The sequence below is a fragment of the Zoogloea sp. genome, assembly GCF_044344315.1.
Classification (GTDB): domain Bacteria; phylum Pseudomonadota; class Gammaproteobacteria; order Burkholderiales; family Rhodocyclaceae; genus Zoogloea.
In genome coordinates this window covers 18,336-34,760 of sequence record NZ_JBIJDC010000013.1, presented here as the reverse complement: position 1 = coordinate 34,760, position 16,425 = coordinate 18,336, and the positions used below count along the sequence as shown (strand labels likewise).

Here is a 16,425-nt window from a genome sequence, read left to right as displayed (position 1 = left end):
TAAGTGTCAGTTACGCGGCTGCGGACCCCAGGCGGGTTCGCGCACGTCGCCGGATTGTACCGACAGACGCTGCTTGACACGACCGTCGGACGACACGGCAGCGAGTACGCCGCGTCCGCCCACTTCGGTGGCGTAGAGCACCATGCGCCCGTTGGGGGCGAAGCTGGGGGATTCATCCTTGGCCGAGTCGGTGAGGATCTGGGTCTGACGGGAATTCAGGTCGAGCAGGGTGACCTGGAAGCGGCCACCGTTGCGGGAGACGTACACAAGACTCTTGCCGTCGGGCGACGGGCGTGGGCTCACGTTGTAGGTGCCTTCGAAGCTGACTCGCTGGGCGTCACCACCACCGGCCGGTACGCGGTAGATCTGCGGGCTGCCGCCCCGATCAGAGGTGAAATAGATCCAGCCGTCAGTGGACCAGGCGGGTTCCGTGTCGATCCCTGACGACGAGGCCAGACGCTGCACGCCGGAACCATCGGCGTTCACCGAATAGAGCTGGGACTGGCCGTCCTTGGTCAGCACCACCGCCAGGCGGCGGCCATCCGGCGACCAGGCCGGGGCCGAGTTGGAGCCCTTGAAGTTGGCCGCCACGTTACGCTGACCGGTGGCCAGGGAGTGCACGTAGACCACCGGCTTCTTGGCTTCGAAGGACACATAAGCGAGGCGACTGCCGTCCGGCGACCAGGCCGGCGAGATGATCGGCTCCTTGGAGGCCAGCGCGGTCTGGGCGTTGCTGCCGTCGGCGTCGGCGATCTGCAGTTCGTAGCGCGGGCCGGATTTGAGCACGTAGGCGATGCGGGTCGAGAACACGCCGGGCTCGCCCGTGAGTTTCTCGTAGATGAAGTCGGCGATGCGGTGACCGGTGGTGCGGTACTGGTTGGGTGCCATCACCATGGCCTGACTGCCCAGGCTGACCTGCTTGGCGGCATCGAAGAGGCGGAACTGCACCTGGTAGCGGCCGCTGCCGGACGGGGCAACGGTGCCCACGGCGAAGGCATCGGCGCCCCGCGAGCGGACGCGGCCGAAGTCTGGCGGGGCGTCGGCGCCCATTGGGGAGGGGCCGAGTTCGACCATCTTGAACAGGCCGCTGCGCTCCAGGTCGGCGCGCACCACGTCGGTGACGGCTCTGGGGAGCGCCTGCTCGCCCTCGAAGCTGGCGACGGCCACCGGCATGCGGTTGGTGCCGGCGCCGGTGATCTCAATGGAGAGCTGGGCCTGGGCCAGGGAGGACGCAAGGGCCAGCGCGCAGACGGTGGCGGTGCCGCGCAGGAAGGTCAGGATGCGTTGAGTCATGGGTGTGGGTTCACCGTGGGTTTAGTCGCGGAGCGGATAGAACTTCAGCTCCAGCGTGCGGTTGAAGAGCTCCGGTTTGTCCGGTTTGGGCAGCGGACTGGATTTCTGGATCGCGCGTTCAATGGCTGCATCAAGCTGGGCATTGCCGGTCGAGCGTTTGAGGCGCACCTCGATCACTGAGCCATCGGGAAGCTGGTCCACGTAGAAGATCGCGAACGGATCCCCGCTGACACCCGGTGGCAGCACGATGTTGCCCTTCACCTTGGCGCGGATCTTCTCCACATAGGCTTCCTGGGCCTTGCTGCGTGCTGCGCTGGCTTTGGCCCCGGCAACGCGGGCAAGTTCCTCCTGAAGCTGCTTGGACTGGCTGATGTTCTCCGAGTCCCGCGCCATCAGCTCGCGCATGCGGCGGTCTTCCAGCTCCCTGGCCTTCTCGGCGTCGGCCTTGGCATTCTTGTCGGTCTTGACGGGCTTTTCCACCGGCTTGACCGGCTTCTCGACCTTCACCGGTTCAGGTTTTGCCTTGGGCTCGGGTTTGGGCTTCGGTTCAGGTTTGGGCTCCGGCTTTGGGGGCTTTTCGACCTCCTTGACCGGCTTGGGTGGTGTCTTCTTGGGCTCGGGGGCCTTGATGGCGATATCCGGGTGCTTGCGCGGCGGCGGGGCGGGCTCGGGTTCGTCCTCGGGCTCGGGGGGCGCTGGCCGGGGGGCAGGGCGAGGCGGGGCCGGCGCGGGGGGCGGCGGTGCCACCACGGCGGCAGGCGGGGGCGCACTCACCAGCTCCACCTCGACGGCGTCGGGCAGGCGGTTCTGCCAGCGTACGCCGTAGAACAGGAACATGCCGAGGGCGATGTGTACCCCCGCAGCCAGTGCCAGGGACGACCATTTGCCCCGCTCGTTGGCGGGCATTGCTGGGTTCATCGGGACGACTTGCCGACCTGCGTCTGCAGGCCGACCTTGTTTACACCTGCATTGCGCAGGTCGTTGAGGGTGTTCATCACCAGTTCGTACTTGACGTTCTTGTCGGCAGCGATGATGACCGACTGGCCCGGGTTGGCGGACACGGCGGCCTGCACCTCACTGATCAGATCCTTGCGGTTTAGGGCCTTTTCGGGCGAGCCGCTGGTCAGTCGCAGGGCCAGCTCGCCATCGGGCTTGACCTGCACGACCATGGCATCGGTGGGCGGGGCGGGGACTTTATCCACGCTGGGCAGGTTGACCGAACCGGACTGGATCATCGGTGCGGTGACCATGAAGATCACGAGGAGCACCAGCATCACGTCGATGTAGGGCACGACGTTGATCTGGTTCATCAGGCGGCGTTGACGCATGGCGGCGGGGCTCCGGTCAGCGCAGCTGGCGCTGGAGGATGTTCAGGAACTCCTCTGTGAAGCTTTCGAAGCGGATCGCGATGCGGTCGATGTCGTGGGCGAAGCGGTTGTAGGCCACCACCGCCGGAATTGCCGCGAACAGGCCGATTGCCGTGGCCACCAGGGCCTCGGCAATGCCGGGGGCGACGTGGGCGAGGGTGGCGGAGCCCACGTTGGAGAGGCCGCGGAAGGCGTTCATGATGCCCCACACGGTGCCGAACAGGCCCACATAGGGGGAGACCGAACCGACGGAGGCGAGGAAAGCCAGGTGGGCTTCCAGGTCGTCCACCTCGCGCTGGTAGGTGGCGCGCATGGCACGGCGGGCGCCATCCATCACGGCACCGTGGTCCAGGCTCTTGCCGCGCAGCTTGGCGAACTCCCGGTAGCCGGCCTCGAAGATGCGCTCCATGCCGGCGGCTTCGTGACGGCTGGTGGCCGCGCTCTGGTACAGGGCGTTGAGGTCGCCACCACTCCAGAAGTCGCGCTCGAACAGATCGGTCTTCTTCTTGGCGTCGCGGATGGAAAACCACTTGCGAAAGATCCAGTACCAGGACATGAAGGACACTGTGCCCAGCAAGGCCATTACCAACTTGACCAGCAGGCTGGCATTGGCGATCAGGGACAGGATTGAGAGATCTTCAGTGACGTTCATCGGATTAAACCAAGGTGGCGAACTGTGCGCGCACAGCGGGGGGGATCGGGGCGGCCTTGCGGGATTCGAGCGAAATGCAGGCGATGGTGATCAGGGCTTCAAAGATGACCCGGCTGTCGCGGACGATCTTCTGGGCGAAAACGAGGCTGGCTTGCCCAAGACGCTCGATGCTGGTGACGACCTCGAGTTGGTCGTCGAGCACGGCGGCTTGAAGGTATTCGGCCTGTACGGTACGGACGACAAATACGATATGCTGTTCAGCGGCCAGGGCTTTCTGCCCGAAGCCGGTTTCCCGCAGCCATTCCGTACGGGCCCGTTCGCAGAATTTGAGATAATTGGGGTAGTACACGACGCCGGCAGCGTCGGTGTCTTCGTAGTAAACCCGCACCGGCAGCGTGAAGCGGGGTTTGTGCTGGTCTGGTGAGGGATGTTTCGATGCGTGCATCGCAACATTTTACAGTATGACCCCCCCTGTTCCGAAGCACAGGGCTTCATTCAATGTTTCAGAATGTTGGTCGTGATGTCCAGGTTTGCCGAACGGACGTTGTAATTGCAGCAATCCTGTGCATAGAATCGCGGCCTTGAGCGCGAACTGGTGCGTTTTGTGCATTGTTCCGAACAACAGATGCACAGGTGTCGCGAAGCTGTTTGCGGCAGAATGCCCCGCAGGACTTGTAAGAGTCGAGAAACTGGCCGAAATCCGGGCCGGCCCGGGCCTCAGTGCCCGACATTCGATTCATGGGAGGAATGAGACATGGTTGCAACTACGACAAGCAATGACAAGCTGCTGACCGAGGCCGAAATTCTGGCCATGCCGGAAGACGACTACATGAACCCGGCCCAGCTGGAGTTCTTCCGGGTCCGTCTCTCCAGGATGCGTGACGAGCTGCTCGAGAACGCCGCCAGCACCGGTGCCAATCTGCGCGAGAACGAACTCGTCGCCGATCCGGCCGACCGTGCCACGGTGGAAGAAGAGCACGCACTCGAACTGCGCGTGCGTGATCGGGAGCGCAAGCTGCTCAAGAAGATCGACGAGGCGTTGGGGCGCATTTCCGAAGGCGAGTATGGCTGGTGTGAGGAAACCGGTGATCCGATCGGTATCGGTCGCCTGCTGGCCCGCCCCACGGCCACCCTCTCCATCGACGCCCAGGAGCGTCGCGAACGCACCCAGAAGCTGTACGGGGAGTAATCCCCGGCCTGGCTCTGCCGGGACGGCAACGCATGTCATGACCGCCCCGGTGCCTCGCATTCCCGTTTCCCTGCTTACTGGTTTTCTCGGGGCAGGCAAGACGACTGTCCTCAATCACCTGCTGCGCCAGCCCGAACTGGCGGGCACGGTGGTGCTGATGAACGAGTTCGGTGCAGTGCCGATCGATCATCTCCTCGTCGAACACATCGACGAGAATCTTGTCCTCCTCGAGTCTGGTTGTCTGTGCTGCACGGTCCGCGGTGACCTGACGCGGACCCTGCGGGCGCTCTTCATGCGGCGCCTGCGTCGCGAACTGCCGGCCCTGGAGCGCATCGTCATCGAAACTACCGGCCTGGCCGACCCGGCCCCGGTGCTGTTCACGCTCATGCAGGATTTTTTCATTGCTGAGCGTTTCCGCCTGGACGGGGTGATTACGGTGGTGGACGCGGTGTTCGGCATCGGACAGCTGGCGCGCCAGCCCGAAGCCGTCAAGCAGGTGGCGATGGCTGATCGTCTGCTTATTACCAAGTGCGACCAGGCCGACCGTCCGGCGCTTGAGAGCCTGGCGGCGTGCCTGTCAGGGCTCAATCCCGGGGCGCCGCAGCTGCGCGTCGAAAGGGGCGTCGTCGCCCCGGAAGCCATCCTCGACTGCGGTCTGTGGAACCCTGCCCGCAAGAACGCCGATGTGGCCCGTTGGCTGGCCGACGAGGCCGTGGCGGCGCAGGCGGCCGCCCATCCCTACACCCCGCGGGGGCGTGCAGCGGCGACGGATGACAGCCGTCATGACGCGTCGGTTCATGCCTTCGTGGTGCGCATCGACACTCCGGTGGCCTGGGGCGATTTCTCCACGGCGCTGGACATGCTGCAAGGCCTCAAGGGCGACCAGTTGCTGCGCGTGAAGGGCATCGTCCATGTCCGGGGTGAGGCGCTGCCCCGCGTAATCCAGTGCGTGCATCACCTGCGCTATCCGGAGGCGGCCCTGCCCGCCTGGCCGGACGAGGCACGCAGCACCCGCCTGGTGTTCATCGTCCGCGACCTCCCGCGGGAGATCGTTGATCAAGCCTTCGCCTGCTTCTGCCCGGCGCAGCCGGCGTGCGCCGCATGAAGTCGTCGACCCGCTCCCCGGCCCTGTTGCGCAGCGCACTGGCGCTGCTGCTGGTATGTGCTCAGATCTTTGCCGCCGCCCACGCCGTTGGTCACATGGGCGATCTGGCGGCGCTGGCGCGGGCCGAAAACACCGTCCTCCAGATCTCGCCGGATGGGGGCGTGCCTGCTGCTGATCGCCACGACGCATGCCTGCTGTGTCTGGCCGCTGCCGATCTGGCTGCAGTGCTGCCGCCGACTGTGCCGGTGCTGGCCGTCGATGTTCCGGCGCTGGCCCTTCCGGCCGATTCCGATCTTGTTCCCGGTGCCTTGCGCCTGCCCCGGCCCCATGCCCGGGGCCCGCCCGTTTCGTCCTGATCCCGTCCCTTTCGTGATGACCGGTGCCGGCTCTGCCCGCGCCGGCAGACCCCATTTACGGACCGATCCCAGGAGATCCGAGCCATGTCTTTTCTTCGTCCCGGCGCGCTTTGCGTTGCCCTCGCTGCGGCCTTTCCGGCCGTCGCCTCCGCGGCATCCGATGCCGATCTGAAACAACTTCGTCAGCAGCTCCGTGAGCTGCGTGATTCCTACCAGCAGCGCATCGAAGCCCTCGAGCGCCGGCTGGCCGAAACCGAACAGCGCGCGGCAGGCGCGGCCACGGCCGCGGCTGCGGCCGGGTCCACCGCCACCACGGCTGTCCAGTCGGTGGCCAAGGTCGAGGCCCAGGCGGCCGAGGCCCAGGCTGTAGCGGCCAGCGTGGCCAGCCGCCCCGTGTCGGCGAGTGCTTTCAACCCGTCCGTGTCCTTGATCATCGATAGCAAGTTCACCCGCTTCCAGCGCGACCCGGGGGGCTACCGCATCGATGGTTTCATCCCCTCCGGCGGTGAGGTCGGCCCTCCCCGCAAGGGCTTCTCTCTCGGGGAGTCTGAGCTGGCCTTCTCGGCCAATGTGGATCACCTGTTCCGCGCCAACGCCCGTTTTGCACTGGCCGAGGACGATGGGGCAGGCGTGGTCGAGGTTGAGGAAGTCAACGTGGAAACCCTGGGCCTGTCTTCGGGGCTCAAGGTAAAGGCCGGGCGCTTCCTGTCCGGCGTCGGCTACCTCAACCAGCAGCACCCCCACGAATGGGACTTTGCCGACGCGCCGCTGGCCTACAAGGCCTTCTTCGGCTACCGCCTGCAGAACGACGGCGTGCAGTTGCGCTGGGTTGCACCGACCGATCTATTCCTCGAGCTCGGGACGGAAGTGGCCAGCGGGCAGAAATTCCCCGGTGCCGAGCGCAACCGCAATGGCGCCGGCCTGTGGACGGCCTTCGCGCACCTCGGGGGCGACATCGGCACCTCATCGGCGTGGCAGGTGGGCCTGTCCCACGTGCGCACCAATCCGCGGGAGCGAGGCTTCGAGGACGGCGCTGACGCCACCGGCACGGCCCTCGCCCACAGCTTTTCCGGCCGCAGCCAGACCTGGATTGCCGACTTCGTGTACAAGTGGGCGCCCAATGGCAACAGTAGCGTCACCAACCTCAAGGTGCAGGGAGAGTACTTCCAGCGGCGTGAGACCGGTGACCTGAACTACGACATCGGTGGCCTCACCGAGGCCAGCTCGGCGGCTCGATTCCGCCAGTCGGGCAGCTATCTCCAGGCGGTGTATCAGTTCATGCCACGCTGGCGCGTGGGTGTGCGCGGCGACTGGCTTGACAGCGGTACGGCCAATCTGGGCAGCCTCGATCCGGCAGGCCTGCCCCTGCTGGCCGGCTACAACGCGAGCCGCCAGTCGGCAATGCTGGACTGGTCCCCATCCGAGTTCTCCCGTCTGCGTCTGCAACTGGCCCGCGACAAGTCCCGCAGGGACGAGTCCGACAACCAGATCTGGCTGCAGTACATCATGAGTCTCGGCGCCCACGGCGCTCACAAGTTCTGAGGAGTCCAAGCATGTTTCCCAAGCTGATGCTGCGTCTTGCCGCAGTGCTTCTCACTTTGCTGGCCCTGCCCGCCGCGGCTGCTCTCAACGTCTTTGCCACGGTGCCCGAATGGGCTGCGCTGGCGAAGGAAATCGGCGGAGAGCGAGTCCAGGTCTTTGCTGCCACCAATGCCCTGCAGGACCCCCACCGCATTGAGGCGAAACCCTCTCTCATCGCCCGGGCACGGGGTAGCCAGCTGGTGGTGGCCACCGGCGCCGATCTGGAAATAGGTTGGTTGCCGGTGGTGTTGCGGGAATCCGGCAACGCGGGCATCCATCCGGGGCTGCCGGGTTATTTCGAAGCCGCCAGTGCGGTGCGCCTGATCGAAGTGCCGGCGCGACTCGACCGAGCCGATGGAGACGTACACCCTGGTGGCAATCCCCATGTTCAGACAGATCCGCGCAACATCCTCAAAGTTGCCGAAGCCCTGGCCGCGCGTCTGAGCCGCATTGATCCGGCTGGCGCTAGCGCATATGGGGCCAATCTGGCCCGCTTCAGCGAGCGCTGGAGGGCCGCCATGGGGCGCTGGGAGCAGGCGGCTGCACCATTGCGGGGGGTGCCGGTGTGGGTGCAGCACCGTTCCTTTGCTTACATGGCTGATTGGCTCGGGCTGAAGGAGCTGGGTGCCCTGGAGCCCAAACCCGGGGTCGAGCCGGGTAGCGCCCATCTGGCGGGCCTGCTGGCGCGCCAGAAGGAGACCCCGGCCCGGATGATCCTGCGTGCGGCCTACTCCCGCCCGACGGCATCTGAGTGGCTTGGTGAGCGGGCCGGCATCCCGGTGGTGGTGCTGCCTTTCACCGTGGGCGGCAACCCCGCCGCGGGTGATCTGACCGCCCTGTTCGACGATACCGTGCAGCGCCTGCTCGGCGGTCTCAAGTAAGGAGAGGTGATGGACGGGATCCTGCTTCGCGTGACTGGGCTGGTGGCGGGCTACGCCGCGCCGGTGGCCGGCCCCCTGGGCTTTGAGTTACGCCGGGGCGAGATCCTTGGACTTGCCGGCCCCAACGGCGCTGGCAAGTCCACACTGTTGAAGGCCTTGTGGGGAGGGGTGAAAGTGTTTGGCGGGCGTGTCGAGAAGGCCCCGGGCCTGACCATCTCCCATCAGGCCCAGGGCTTTGATGACCTGCGCGGCGTGCCCCTGACCGGCCGGGAGCTGCTGGCCCTGACCGGCGCTACACCGGTCGGGCTGCCCCCGTGGCTGGCCGAGCGGCTTGACTGGCGGCTCGACCGCCTGTCTGGCGGGCAGCTCCAGTTCCTGCGCCTGTGGGCTTGCCTGGCCACTCATGCCGACATCGTGCTGCTTGATGAGCCCAGCAACAATCTCGACCGGGCAGGCGTGGACTACCTGGCCGACTGGCTAGGCCGGGCGCATTCGGACCAGGGCATCGTCATCGTCTCCCACGATCCGGCCCTGATCGACCGGGTATGCACCCGGGTGATCGAGGTGGGTGTGGCCGTGGAGGCGCCGCGGCAATGAATCTCGAACTGCTTTTCGACCCGCTTTTCCGGGTGCCGTTTCTGACCGGCCTGCTGCTGGCCGGCCTGCTGCCGCTGATCGGCATGTACCTGCGTCTGCGTGGTGAGTGGCTGGCCGCTCTGGCCTTTGCCCAGATGGCCTCGGCCGGGGCCCTGCTGGCCATGGTGCTGGGCTGGCCGATGCTGGCCGGTGGCGCCCTGGCGGCCCTGCTGGCCGCCCTCGCTAAGGGTTTTGCCGCGGCGGCGGGCGCCAATGCCTACGCTCTGATGATGCTGCTTGCCTGGGGGGGCGGTGTGCTCCTGGTGGCCAACCATCCCCTTGCCGAGCAGGCTGGCCATGCCCTGTTCGACGGCCAGCTGTACTTTACGGGTGAGGGGCATCTGCTGGCAGTTGCTCTCGTCTGCGCCGGGGCTGTACCGGTGCTGCTGCGCCTCAATCGCCCCTTGCTGTTGGCGCGTTTCTTTCCCGAGTTTCACCAGGCTCGGGGGCTGGATGCGCGGCCCCGGCTGATGCTCTTCGATCTTCTGGCCGGAGTGGTGATCGCCCTTGCCACGGTCAGCATCGGGGTAATGGCTGCTTTTGCACTGGTTTTCGTCCCCCCTCTGGTGGCTTATCGCTTCGGGCGCAGCTGGCGCTTCGGGCTGGGTCTTGCGGCCGCTGTCGGGATGGCCGGATACAGCCTGGCATTTGCCCTGTCCCTGGCATTTGACCAGCCCTTTGGTCCGGTCTGTGCGCTACTTCTGGTTGTCATCATCCTTGCTCTGGGTGTGAAATCTGACCGCTTGTAAATCAGCCAGCTCATGCTTTGTTGAGTGTTATCCTGTTTAATCTGAACAAATCAAACTGGAGGGTGTGGAGTGGCGCTACCGTTTTTCGGCAAGAAGCCTGCAGCTGCCGGAAGTCCAGCACCGCGTCCCCGGGTCGGTACCGATCCCGCCCAGGGCAGTTCCCGCCCGTCTGCACCGCCTCCGCCGCCACCACTGTCCCAAGCGCCCCTGTCACGGCTGCCGGGCAAGTCCCACAGTGAAACCTCGTCCCTCGATTTCACCATCGCCGGCGGCGACCTGAAGCGCGTCATGGCCCAGTGTGCCGACAAGGTTCACGTGGAAGAGGGGGTCGACGAAATGTCTCCCTCTGCCGAAGAGGCTGCCATCCTGTACGCCAATGGTGGCTACGATGACGCCCGGACGGTTCTTGAGCACGCTTTGAACACTATCAGGGGTGCCGATGCACGGCTCACCCTGTGGGGCATGCTCCTCGACCTGCTGCGCCTGACCGGACACCGGGAGCGCTTCGAGGCGCTCAGCCTGAGCTACGCCACCGAGTTCGAACGTTCCCCGCCCGCCTGGCTGGACCTTTCTCCCCAGGGGGCCAAGGGCACCGAAGCCAAGGTTCAGACCGTCAATCTTTCCGGCATCCTTAACGGCCAGGCAGCAGCGCAGTTCGCCCAGCTCATCCAGATCGGCATGCGAACCGGAGCCTTGCGCATCGACCTGAGCCGCCTGCGTGGCGTGGACAATGCCGGTGCCGAACTGTTGCTACGTGCCGTGCGCGGGCTGCGAAAGGCCAAGATCAAGCTGTCCCTGGCAGGGGCCGGGCATCTCGCCGCGGTCCTGGGCGGTGTGGTTACGCCTGGCAAGGCCGAACAAAAGCCAGTCTGGCTGCTGCTGCTGGAAGTGCTGCAATACACCGAACAGAATGATCGCTTCGAAGAACTGGCGGTTGATTACGCCATGACCTTCGAGGAGTCGCCACCCTCGTGGGAGCCCCCTCCAGAGCTTACCGCCAGCCAGGCTGGTGCAGAGGTTCTTGCCGTGCAACTCAGTGACGTCTATCGCCTGGACGGCGAGATCGTCGGCCCGAATACTGAGGTGCTGCGCAAGATCACGGCCTTTGCCAGTGGGCGCACCAAGGTGGAGGTGGACTGCAGTCAGCTACGGCGCATGGATTTCGTCTCGGCCGGTACCCTCTTCAACATCGTTTCCCAGCTCCATGCCCAGGGGCGCCTAGTGGTGCTGAAAGGCGTCAACTCCATGGTTGCCGCCCTGATGCAGGTGATGAGTCTCCATCAGGTGGCGCGCATCGAACTGCGCGGCTGAGGGGGCTGTGGGGGCCGCCTGATGGCGTGCCGGGTGGGGCTTGTAATTGCTTTTTCGATCCCCATATCCGCCTGATGGAACAATATCACGGCACTACCATTCTCTCGGTCCGGCGCGGCCGGCACGTCGCCCTGGGGGGCGACGGCCAGGTCACCCTCGGCAATATCGTCATCAAGGCCAGTGCCCGCAAGGTGCGCAAGCTCTACCAGGACCGCATCCTGGCGGGCTTCGCCGGCGGCACGGCGGATGCCTTTACCCTCTTTGAGCGCTTCGAGGCCAAGCTCGAGAAGCATCAGGGCAACCTGGTGCGCAGCGCGGTAGAGCTCGCCAAGGACTGGCGCACCGACCGGGCGCTGCGCCGCCTGGAGGCCATGCTGGCGGTGGCCGACCTGGACAACTCCCTGATCATCACCGGCAATGGCGACGTGCTCGAGCCCGAGCAGGGCATCGTGGCCATCGGCAGCGGCGGCGCCTACGCCCAGGCAGCGGCCCGGGGGCTGATCGAGAACACCGAGCTTACGCCCGAAGAGGTGGTCAAGAAGTCCCTGACCATCGCCGGCGACCTGTGCATCTACACCAATCATTGCCACACCATCGAGGTGCTGAAGCCGTGACGCCAGCCGCCCTCGCCGAGGGCGGCGCTGCGTGACCGGTGGAAAGACCCGCTCTGCACCCAGGATGTTCCCATGACCCAGATGACCCCCCCGGAAATTGTCTCCGAACTCGACAAGCACATCGTCGGCCAGGGCAAAGCCAAGAAGGCCGTGGCCGTGGCCCTGCGCAACCGCTGGCGGCGCGCCCAGGTGGCCGAACCGCTGAAGAGTGAGATCACTCCCAAGAACATCCTGATGATCGGACCGACCGGCGTCGGCAAGACCGAGATTGCTCGCCGCCTGGCCCGCCTGGCCAACGCGCCCTTCATCAAGATAGAGGCGACCAAGTTCACTGAAGTTGGCTATGTTGGCCGGGATGTGGATACGATCATCCGCGATCTGGTGGAAATCGCCATCAAGTCCCACCGCGAGCAGGCCATGAAGAAGGTCCGCGACCGGGCCCAGGACGCCGCCGAAGACAGGGTGCTCGACATCCTGCTGCCGCCGGCCCGGCCTACGGTGGGTTTTGGTACCGAAGCGGCCGCGCCGGAAGATAACGCCACCCGCCAGAAATTCCGCAAGAAGCTGCGCGAAGGTGAGCTGGACGACAAGGAAGTGGACATCGAGGTGGCGGTGCCCGGCATGAGCGCCGAGATCCTCGCGCCCCCGGGCATGGAGGAGCTCACCGGCCAGCTGCAGAGCATGTTCCAGAACATCGGTGGCGGGAAGAAAAAATCCCGCAAGCTGAAGATCAGCGAAGCCATGAAGCTCCTCACCGACGAGGAAGCAGCCAAGCTGGTCAATGAAGAGGAGATGAAAGCCGAAGCCCTGCGCATGGTGGAGCAGAACGGCATTGTCTTCCTCGACGAGATCGACAAGATCGCCACCCGTTCCGACAGCCACGGCGCCGACGTGTCACGCCAGGGCGTGCAGCGCGACCTGCTGCCGCTGGTCGAAGGCACGACCATCAGTACCAAGTACGGAATGGTGAAGACCGATCACATCCTGTTCATCGCCAGCGGAGCCTTCCATCTGTCCCGCCCGAGCGACCTGATTCCCGAGCTGCAGGGCCGCTTCCCCATCCGCGTGGAGTTGGACTCCCTGTCGGTGGAGGATTTCGAGTGCATCCTGACCCAGACCGATGCCTGCCTGACCCGTCAGTACGAAGCCCTGCTGGCTACCGACGGGGTGAGCCTCGAATTCGCGCCGGAGGGCATCCGCCGTCTGGCCGAGATCGCCTTCCAGGTGAACGAGAAGACCGAAAATATCGGCGCCCGGCGTTTGTACACCGTGATGGAGAAGCTTCTCGAAGAGCTGGCCTTCGAAGCCGGCAAGGCCGGCCCGCAGACGGTACGTATCGACGCCGCCTTCGTCGATGGCCGCCTCGAGATGCTGGCCCAGCGCGAAGACCTGGCCCGCTACGTGCTGTAAGTCCCTGGGGGAAAACCCCGACGCCGGCCCCCAGGGGCCGGCTCTACAATCGGGTCTCTACCGGCATCTGTCCGGACTCAACGGTTTCCGGTCATGTTGCTGCGCATTGTCTCCATCCTCTTTCCGCTGTTTGCCATCACCGCCATCGGCTTCATGGTCGGTCGACGGGCCAAGCCCGACCTGTCCCACGCCAACAAGCTGAACATGGACGTGTTCGTGCCGGCCCTGGTGTTCGGGGCGCTGGCCAACAAATCCTTTCACATCACCGAGTTTCTGCCCCTGCTGGGGGCCACTCTGGCGGTGGTGATCGGTTCCGGCCTGCTCGGCCTGCTGACGGCCCGGGTCCTCGGCATCGCCCCGAAGACCCTGGTGCCACCGATCATGTTCAACAACTGCGGCAACCTGGGGCTTCCCCTGGCCGTGCTGGCCTTCGGCGAGCAGGCCCTGGCGCCGGCGGTGGTGATGTTCATGGTCTCCAATCTGCTGCACTTCTCCTTCGGCGCCTGGCTGCTGGATCACCAGATCAAGCTCGGCGGAATCTGGAAAGTGCCCTCCGTGCTGGCCACCATGGCGGGGTTGGCGGTGGGCTTGAGTGGCTTTGAGGTGTGGGAGCCGGCGATGATCGCCATCCGCATGCTCGGCGAGATCTCCATTCCCCTGATGCTCTTCGCTCTGGGCGTACGCCTCACCGAGTCCCGTATCGGCGAGATCCGCCTGGGTCTGATCGGCGCGGTGGCACGGCCGGTGATCGGCATGCTGCTGGCCGCTGCCGTCATGCTGGTGGTGCCCCTGCCCGAACGGGAGCGTGCCCTGCTGTTGGTCTTTGGCGCCCTGCCGCCGGCGGTGCTCAACTACATCTTTGCCGAGCGCTACCACCAGGAGCCGGAGAAGGTGGCGTCCATCGTCCTGATCGGCAACGTGGCGGCGCTGGCCTTTCTGCCCCTGGCGCTGGCCATGGGCCTGTAGGGGCCGCTCGGACGCTCCTTAAAACTCGCCGCTGAAACGCCCGATCTGGCGCCGGTCGCGCTTGGTGGGGCGGCCGTGCAGATCGGAGCCCGGTGTGGCGGCGAGCTTGCGCTGTTCCCGCGCGGCTTCGCGGGCGGCACTGCTTTCCGCCGTTTCTTCGTAGAGCGCCTGGGCCATGGGGGCGCTGCCGCGTTTGTCGGCAATGCCTTTCACGCTCACGCAGAAATGCGTCTCGCCGATCTGGATGTCGATCCGGTCGCCGATCTTCACGTCCCGCGCTGGCTTAACGCGGATCCCGTTGAGCTGGATCTTGCCCCCATCGACCGCCTCGGTGGCCTGGGTGCGATGCTTGAAGAAGCGTGCCGCCCACAGCCATTTGTCGAGGCGGACACGTGCGTCGTGGTCTTCCGTTGGTTTCATTCCTTGACCGGCCGTTTGGCCAGCTTCCGTTGCAATGTGCGACGGTGCATTTTAAGCGCACGGGCGGTGGCCGAGATGTTTCCGTCGTTCTCGGTGAGAACCCGCTGGATGTGCTCCCATTCGAGGCGGTCCACCGACATCGGGCCGGATGCCATTTCCTCTTCGGAGATGATCACGTCGGTGGCATTGAGCGCCTTCAGGATGGCGTCCACGTCGGCGGGCTTGGCGAGATACTGGGTGGCGCCCAGCTTGATGGCGTCCACGGTGGTGGCGATGCTGGCGTAGCCGGTCAGCACGAGGATCCGGCAGTCCGGATTGACCGCCAGCAGGGGCTCGATCAGGCGCAGGCCGGAGCTGCCGGCGATGTTGAGGTCGAGGACCACGTATTCCGGCTCGTGCTCCCGGGCCAGGGCCAGGGCCGTCTCCGCCTCCTGGGCACCAAAGACGGTGAAGCCGCGCTGGGCGAGGGCGCGGGTGAGCACGCGGTTAAAGGCGGGGTCGTCGTCGATGACGAGTATGTGGGGGGCGTCCTGCGGGGTCATGGGCGAAGGGCTGAGAGGGGGAGGGTGAGGGTGGCGATGGTTCCGCCGCCGGGGCGAGGCGAAAATGTGATGCTGCCGCTGCAGCGCTCGACCGCATCGAAGGCCAGCAGCAGGCCGATGCCCAGACCGTCGCCGTTGCCTTCCTGGTGTCGGTTCGCGCCTGGGCGAAAGCCGGCCGGGACGCCAGGGCCGCGGTCGAGTACACGAACAATGATCTGTGCCTCCTCGACGCCGACTTCACATTCCACGCCGTCGGGGCTCACGTCGGCAGCATTGTTGATGATGTTGTGGATGGCCTGCTCAAGCGTCGCGTCGGCCACCAGGCGCGGCGCGGGGTCACCGCACTGGCAGGTGGTGGTCAGTGGCACATGGGGGCGCAGGCTGCGCCAGCGTTCGATGATGCCGCGTAGCCACAGGTCGGTGGCCAGCACTTCGCCGCCCTCGGCACGCAGACTCCCGGCGCGCAGGGTGAGGTTGCCGAGGATGGCCTTGCAGTGCCCGACCTGTTCGCGCAGGAGCTCGGCATCCGCACGCACTTCGTCATCCAGGGCCGGGTTGCGGGCCAGTTCGCCGGCCAGGATGGCCATGGTCCCCAGGGGCGTGCCCAGTTCGTGGGCAGCGCCAGCGGCCAGGTTGCCGAGGGCCACGATGCGCTCGTTGCGCAGGCGGGCCTCGCGGGCTTCTGCCAGGGCCTGGTCGCGGCTGCGAATGGCCGCTGTCATACGCACCACATACCACACGATCACCCCGGCAGAGAGGGCGAAGGTGAGCCACATGCCGGCCAGGTGCCAATGCACGGCCAGGCCGGAGTCGTAGATGTCGAGTTGTTCGTTGAAGTCCCACAGGATCGAGTAGGCCGCCACGGCTTCGGCCGCTACGGCCCAGGCGTAGGGCGCGGTGAGGGTTGCCGCACCGATGGCCACCAGGGGCAGAAGCAGGGAGATCAGGGGGTTGGTAGCGCCCCCGGTGAAGTACAGGAAGACGCTCCACGCACCCAGGTCGATGCTCAGCTGGAAGAACAGCTCGGCCGGGCGCAGGTCGCTCAGGCGCCTGGCGCGCACCAGGGAAATCAGGTTGATGGTGATCAGGGTGGCCACCACTTGCAGGAGGGCGCGCGCAGGCAGGGGGATGTCAAGCAACCAGGGCACGGACACCACCACCAGCAGCATGGCGGTGATCGACAGCCAGCGCAGATTGAGCAGGCGCCGCAGGGCGTCCGCGGGGCTGGAGGGGGCGTGGGCGGCAAGGGGGAGGGGCATCAGGCGATTATCCCCGGAGAGAAGGTCGAAAGGACCGGCAGGTGTCGAGGTGTGTGCATGCGCCCGGGGGGTGGCATCTGCCAGTCAGAGGGAA

At 65.7% G+C, this 16,425-nt stretch carries 19 protein-coding genes; 11 read left to right on the top strand and 8 right to left on the bottom strand.

All coding sequences use genetic code 11. The features are described 5' to 3' along the window. Window positions 1–6: 6 nt before the first annotated feature. Genes tolB through ybgC form a run of 5 tightly spaced genes read right to left on the bottom strand, consistent with a single transcriptional unit; the run spans window position 7 to window position 3,757 of the window. A complete protein-coding gene (gene tolB, locus ACIQ09_RS04580; protein WP_398306663.1) occupies window positions 7–1,293 on the bottom strand; it encodes a Tol-Pal system beta propeller repeat protein TolB in 1,287 nt (428 codons plus the stop codon). Window positions 1,294–1,314: 21 nt separating this feature from the next. Then, window positions 1,315–2,199: a TonB family protein gene (locus tag ACIQ09_RS04575; protein ID WP_398306661.1), complete on the bottom strand. Its 885-nt coding sequence runs from the start codon at window positions 2,197–2,199 to the stop codon at window positions 1,315–1,317. An 8-nt stretch (window positions 2,200–2,207) separates the two neighbouring features. Further along, on the bottom strand, window positions 2,208–2,621 hold the full coding sequence (gene tolR, locus ACIQ09_RS04570; protein ID WP_398306659.1) for a protein TolR: 414 nt from the start codon (window positions 2,619–2,621) through the stop codon (window positions 2,208–2,210). 16 nt (window positions 2,622–2,637) lie between these two features. Further along, window positions 2,638–3,312 (bottom strand): protein TolQ, encoded by a 675-nt coding sequence (gene tolQ, locus ACIQ09_RS04565; RefSeq protein WP_398306657.1) that lies wholly within the window; start codon window positions 3,310–3,312, stop codon window positions 2,638–2,640. Window positions 3,313–3,316: 4 nt separating this feature from the next. Beyond that, window positions 3,317–3,757: a tol-pal system-associated acyl-CoA thioesterase gene (ybgC, locus tag ACIQ09_RS04560; RefSeq protein WP_398306655.1), complete on the bottom strand. Its 441-nt coding sequence runs from the start codon at window positions 3,755–3,757 to the stop codon at window positions 3,317–3,319. Between the two features lie 309 nt (window positions 3,758–4,066). Between ybgC and dksA the strand changes: the two genes are divergently transcribed. The 11 genes from dksA (at window position 4,067) to ACIQ09_RS04505 (ending at window position 14,110) form a co-directional block, all read left to right on the top strand. Beyond that, window positions 4,067–4,501, top strand: coding sequence for an RNA polymerase-binding protein DksA (gene dksA, locus ACIQ09_RS04555; RefSeq protein WP_398306653.1), 435 nt, complete (start codon window positions 4,067–4,069; stop codon window positions 4,499–4,501). A gap of 37 nt (window positions 4,502–4,538) precedes the next feature. Further along, a complete protein-coding gene (locus tag ACIQ09_RS04550) occupies window positions 4,539–5,606 on the top strand; it encodes a CobW family GTP-binding protein (RefSeq protein ID WP_398306651.1) in 1,068 nt (355 codons plus the stop codon). Next, window positions 5,603–5,962: a hypothetical protein gene (locus ACIQ09_RS04545; protein ID WP_398306649.1), complete on the top strand. Its 360-nt coding sequence runs from the start codon at window positions 5,603–5,605 to the stop codon at window positions 5,960–5,962. The genes ACIQ09_RS04550 and ACIQ09_RS04545 overlap by 4 nt, the downstream gene beginning before the upstream one ends. 84 nt (window positions 5,963–6,046) lie before the next feature. Further along, window positions 6,047–7,504 carry a TonB-dependent receptor gene (locus ACIQ09_RS04540; RefSeq protein ID WP_398306647.1) on the top strand — a complete coding sequence of 486 codons (1,458 nt, stop codon included), beginning with the start codon at window positions 6,047–6,049 and terminating at the stop codon, window positions 7,502–7,504. Between the two features lie 11 nt (window positions 7,505–7,515). Further along, window positions 7,516–8,424: a metal ABC transporter substrate-binding protein gene (locus ACIQ09_RS04535; RefSeq protein WP_398306645.1), complete on the top strand. Its 909-nt coding sequence runs from the start codon at window positions 7,516–7,518 to the stop codon at window positions 8,422–8,424. A gap of 9 nt (window positions 8,425–8,433) precedes the next feature. Then, on the top strand, window positions 8,434–9,021 hold the full coding sequence (locus tag ACIQ09_RS04530) for an ATP-binding cassette domain-containing protein (protein ID WP_398306643.1): 588 nt from the start codon (window positions 8,434–8,436) through the stop codon (window positions 9,019–9,021). Next, window positions 9,018–9,809, top strand: coding sequence for a metal ABC transporter permease (locus ACIQ09_RS04525; protein ID WP_398306641.1), 792 nt, complete (start codon window positions 9,018–9,020; stop codon window positions 9,807–9,809). Before ACIQ09_RS04530 ends, ACIQ09_RS04525 begins: the two co-directional genes overlap by 4 nt. 69 nt (window positions 9,810–9,878) lie before the next feature. Next, window positions 9,879–11,120 carry an STAS domain-containing protein gene (locus tag ACIQ09_RS04520; RefSeq protein WP_398306639.1) on the top strand — a complete coding sequence of 414 codons (1,242 nt, stop codon included), beginning with the start codon at window positions 9,879–9,881 and terminating at the stop codon, window positions 11,118–11,120. Window positions 11,121–11,194: 74 nt separating this feature from the next. Further along, on the top strand, window positions 11,195–11,734 hold the full coding sequence (gene hslV, locus ACIQ09_RS04515) for an ATP-dependent protease subunit HslV (protein ID WP_296409027.1): 540 nt from the start codon (window positions 11,195–11,197) through the stop codon (window positions 11,732–11,734). A gap of 72 nt (window positions 11,735–11,806) precedes the next feature. Then, on the top strand, window positions 11,807–13,144 hold the full coding sequence (gene hslU / locus ACIQ09_RS04510; protein ID WP_398306636.1) for an ATP-dependent protease ATPase subunit HslU: 1,338 nt from the start codon (window positions 11,807–11,809) through the stop codon (window positions 13,142–13,144). Window positions 13,145–13,237: 93 nt separating this feature from the next. Then, entirely contained in the window at window positions 13,238–14,110 is an 873-nt protein-coding gene (locus tag ACIQ09_RS04505; protein WP_398306634.1) for an AEC family transporter, read from the top strand. A gap of 18 nt (window positions 14,111–14,128) precedes the next feature. Here the strand turns inward: ACIQ09_RS04505 and ACIQ09_RS04500 are convergent, their stop codons facing one another. The 3 genes from ACIQ09_RS04500 to ACIQ09_RS04490 are packed head-to-tail and all read right to left on the bottom strand — an operon-like array spanning window position 14,129 to window position 16,331. Then, window positions 14,129–14,530 carry an RNA-binding S4 domain-containing protein gene (locus tag ACIQ09_RS04500; RefSeq protein ID WP_398306632.1) on the bottom strand — a complete coding sequence of 134 codons (402 nt, stop codon included), beginning with the start codon at window positions 14,528–14,530 and terminating at the stop codon, window positions 14,129–14,131. Next, on the bottom strand, window positions 14,527–15,072 hold the full coding sequence (locus ACIQ09_RS04495) for a response regulator transcription factor (RefSeq protein ID WP_398306630.1): 546 nt from the start codon (window positions 15,070–15,072) through the stop codon (window positions 14,527–14,529). Before ACIQ09_RS04495 ends, ACIQ09_RS04500 begins: the two co-directional genes overlap by 4 nt. Then, window positions 15,069–16,331, bottom strand: a complete 1,263-nt coding sequence (locus tag ACIQ09_RS04490) for an ATP-binding protein (protein ID WP_398306628.1) — start codon at window positions 16,329–16,331, stop codon at window positions 15,069–15,071. The genes ACIQ09_RS04495 and ACIQ09_RS04490 overlap by 4 nt, the downstream gene beginning before the upstream one ends. Window positions 16,332–16,425 lie beyond the last annotated feature (94 nt).

Excerpts from the sequence above, each read along its gene's own strand:
- tolB (WP_398306663.1), bottom strand. The coding sequence starts at position 1,293 with ATGACTCAACGCATCCTGACCTTCCTGCGCGGCACCGCCACCGTCTGC.
- ACIQ09_RS04575 (WP_398306661.1), bottom strand. The coding sequence starts at position 2,199 with ATGCCCGCCAACGAGCGGGGCAAATGGTCGTCCCTGGCACTGGCTGCG.
- tolR (WP_398306659.1), bottom strand. The coding sequence starts at position 2,621 with ATGCGTCAACGCCGCCTGATGAACCAGATCAACGTCGTGCCCTACATC.
- tolQ (WP_398306657.1), bottom strand. The coding sequence starts at position 3,312 with ATGAACGTCACTGAAGATCTCTCAATCCTGTCCCTGATCGCCAATGCC.
- ybgC (WP_398306655.1), bottom strand. The coding sequence starts at position 3,757 with ATGCACGCATCGAAACATCCCTCACCAGACCAGCACAAACCCCGCTTC.
- dksA (WP_398306653.1), top strand. The coding sequence starts at position 4,067 with ATGGTTGCAACTACGACAAGCAATGACAAGCTGCTGACCGAGGCCGAA.
- ACIQ09_RS04550 (WP_398306651.1), top strand. The coding sequence starts at position 4,539 with ATGACCGCCCCGGTGCCTCGCATTCCCGTTTCCCTGCTTACTGGTTTT.
- ACIQ09_RS04545 (WP_398306649.1), top strand. The coding sequence starts at position 5,603 with ATGAAGTCGTCGACCCGCTCCCCGGCCCTGTTGCGCAGCGCACTGGCG.
- ACIQ09_RS04540 (WP_398306647.1), top strand. The coding sequence starts at position 6,047 with ATGTCTTTTCTTCGTCCCGGCGCGCTTTGCGTTGCCCTCGCTGCGGCC.
- ACIQ09_RS04535 (WP_398306645.1), top strand. The coding sequence starts at position 7,516 with ATGTTTCCCAAGCTGATGCTGCGTCTTGCCGCAGTGCTTCTCACTTTG.
- ACIQ09_RS04530 (WP_398306643.1), top strand. The coding sequence starts at position 8,434 with ATGGACGGGATCCTGCTTCGCGTGACTGGGCTGGTGGCGGGCTACGCC.
- ACIQ09_RS04525 (WP_398306641.1), top strand. The coding sequence starts at position 9,018 with ATGAATCTCGAACTGCTTTTCGACCCGCTTTTCCGGGTGCCGTTTCTG.
- hslV (WP_296409027.1), top strand. The coding sequence starts at position 11,195 with ATGGAACAATATCACGGCACTACCATTCTCTCGGTCCGGCGCGGCCGG.
- hslU (WP_398306636.1), top strand. The coding sequence starts at position 11,807 with ATGACCCAGATGACCCCCCCGGAAATTGTCTCCGAACTCGACAAGCAC.
- ACIQ09_RS04505 (WP_398306634.1), top strand. The coding sequence starts at position 13,238 with ATGTTGCTGCGCATTGTCTCCATCCTCTTTCCGCTGTTTGCCATCACC.
- ACIQ09_RS04500 (WP_398306632.1), bottom strand. The coding sequence starts at position 14,530 with ATGAAACCAACGGAAGACCACGACGCACGTGTCCGCCTCGACAAATGG.
- ACIQ09_RS04495 (WP_398306630.1), bottom strand. The coding sequence starts at position 15,072 with ATGACCCCGCAGGACGCCCCCCACATACTCGTCATCGACGACGACCCC.
- ACIQ09_RS04490 (WP_398306628.1), bottom strand. The coding sequence starts at position 16,331 with ATGCCCCTCCCCCTTGCCGCCCACGCCCCCTCCAGCCCCGCGGACGCC.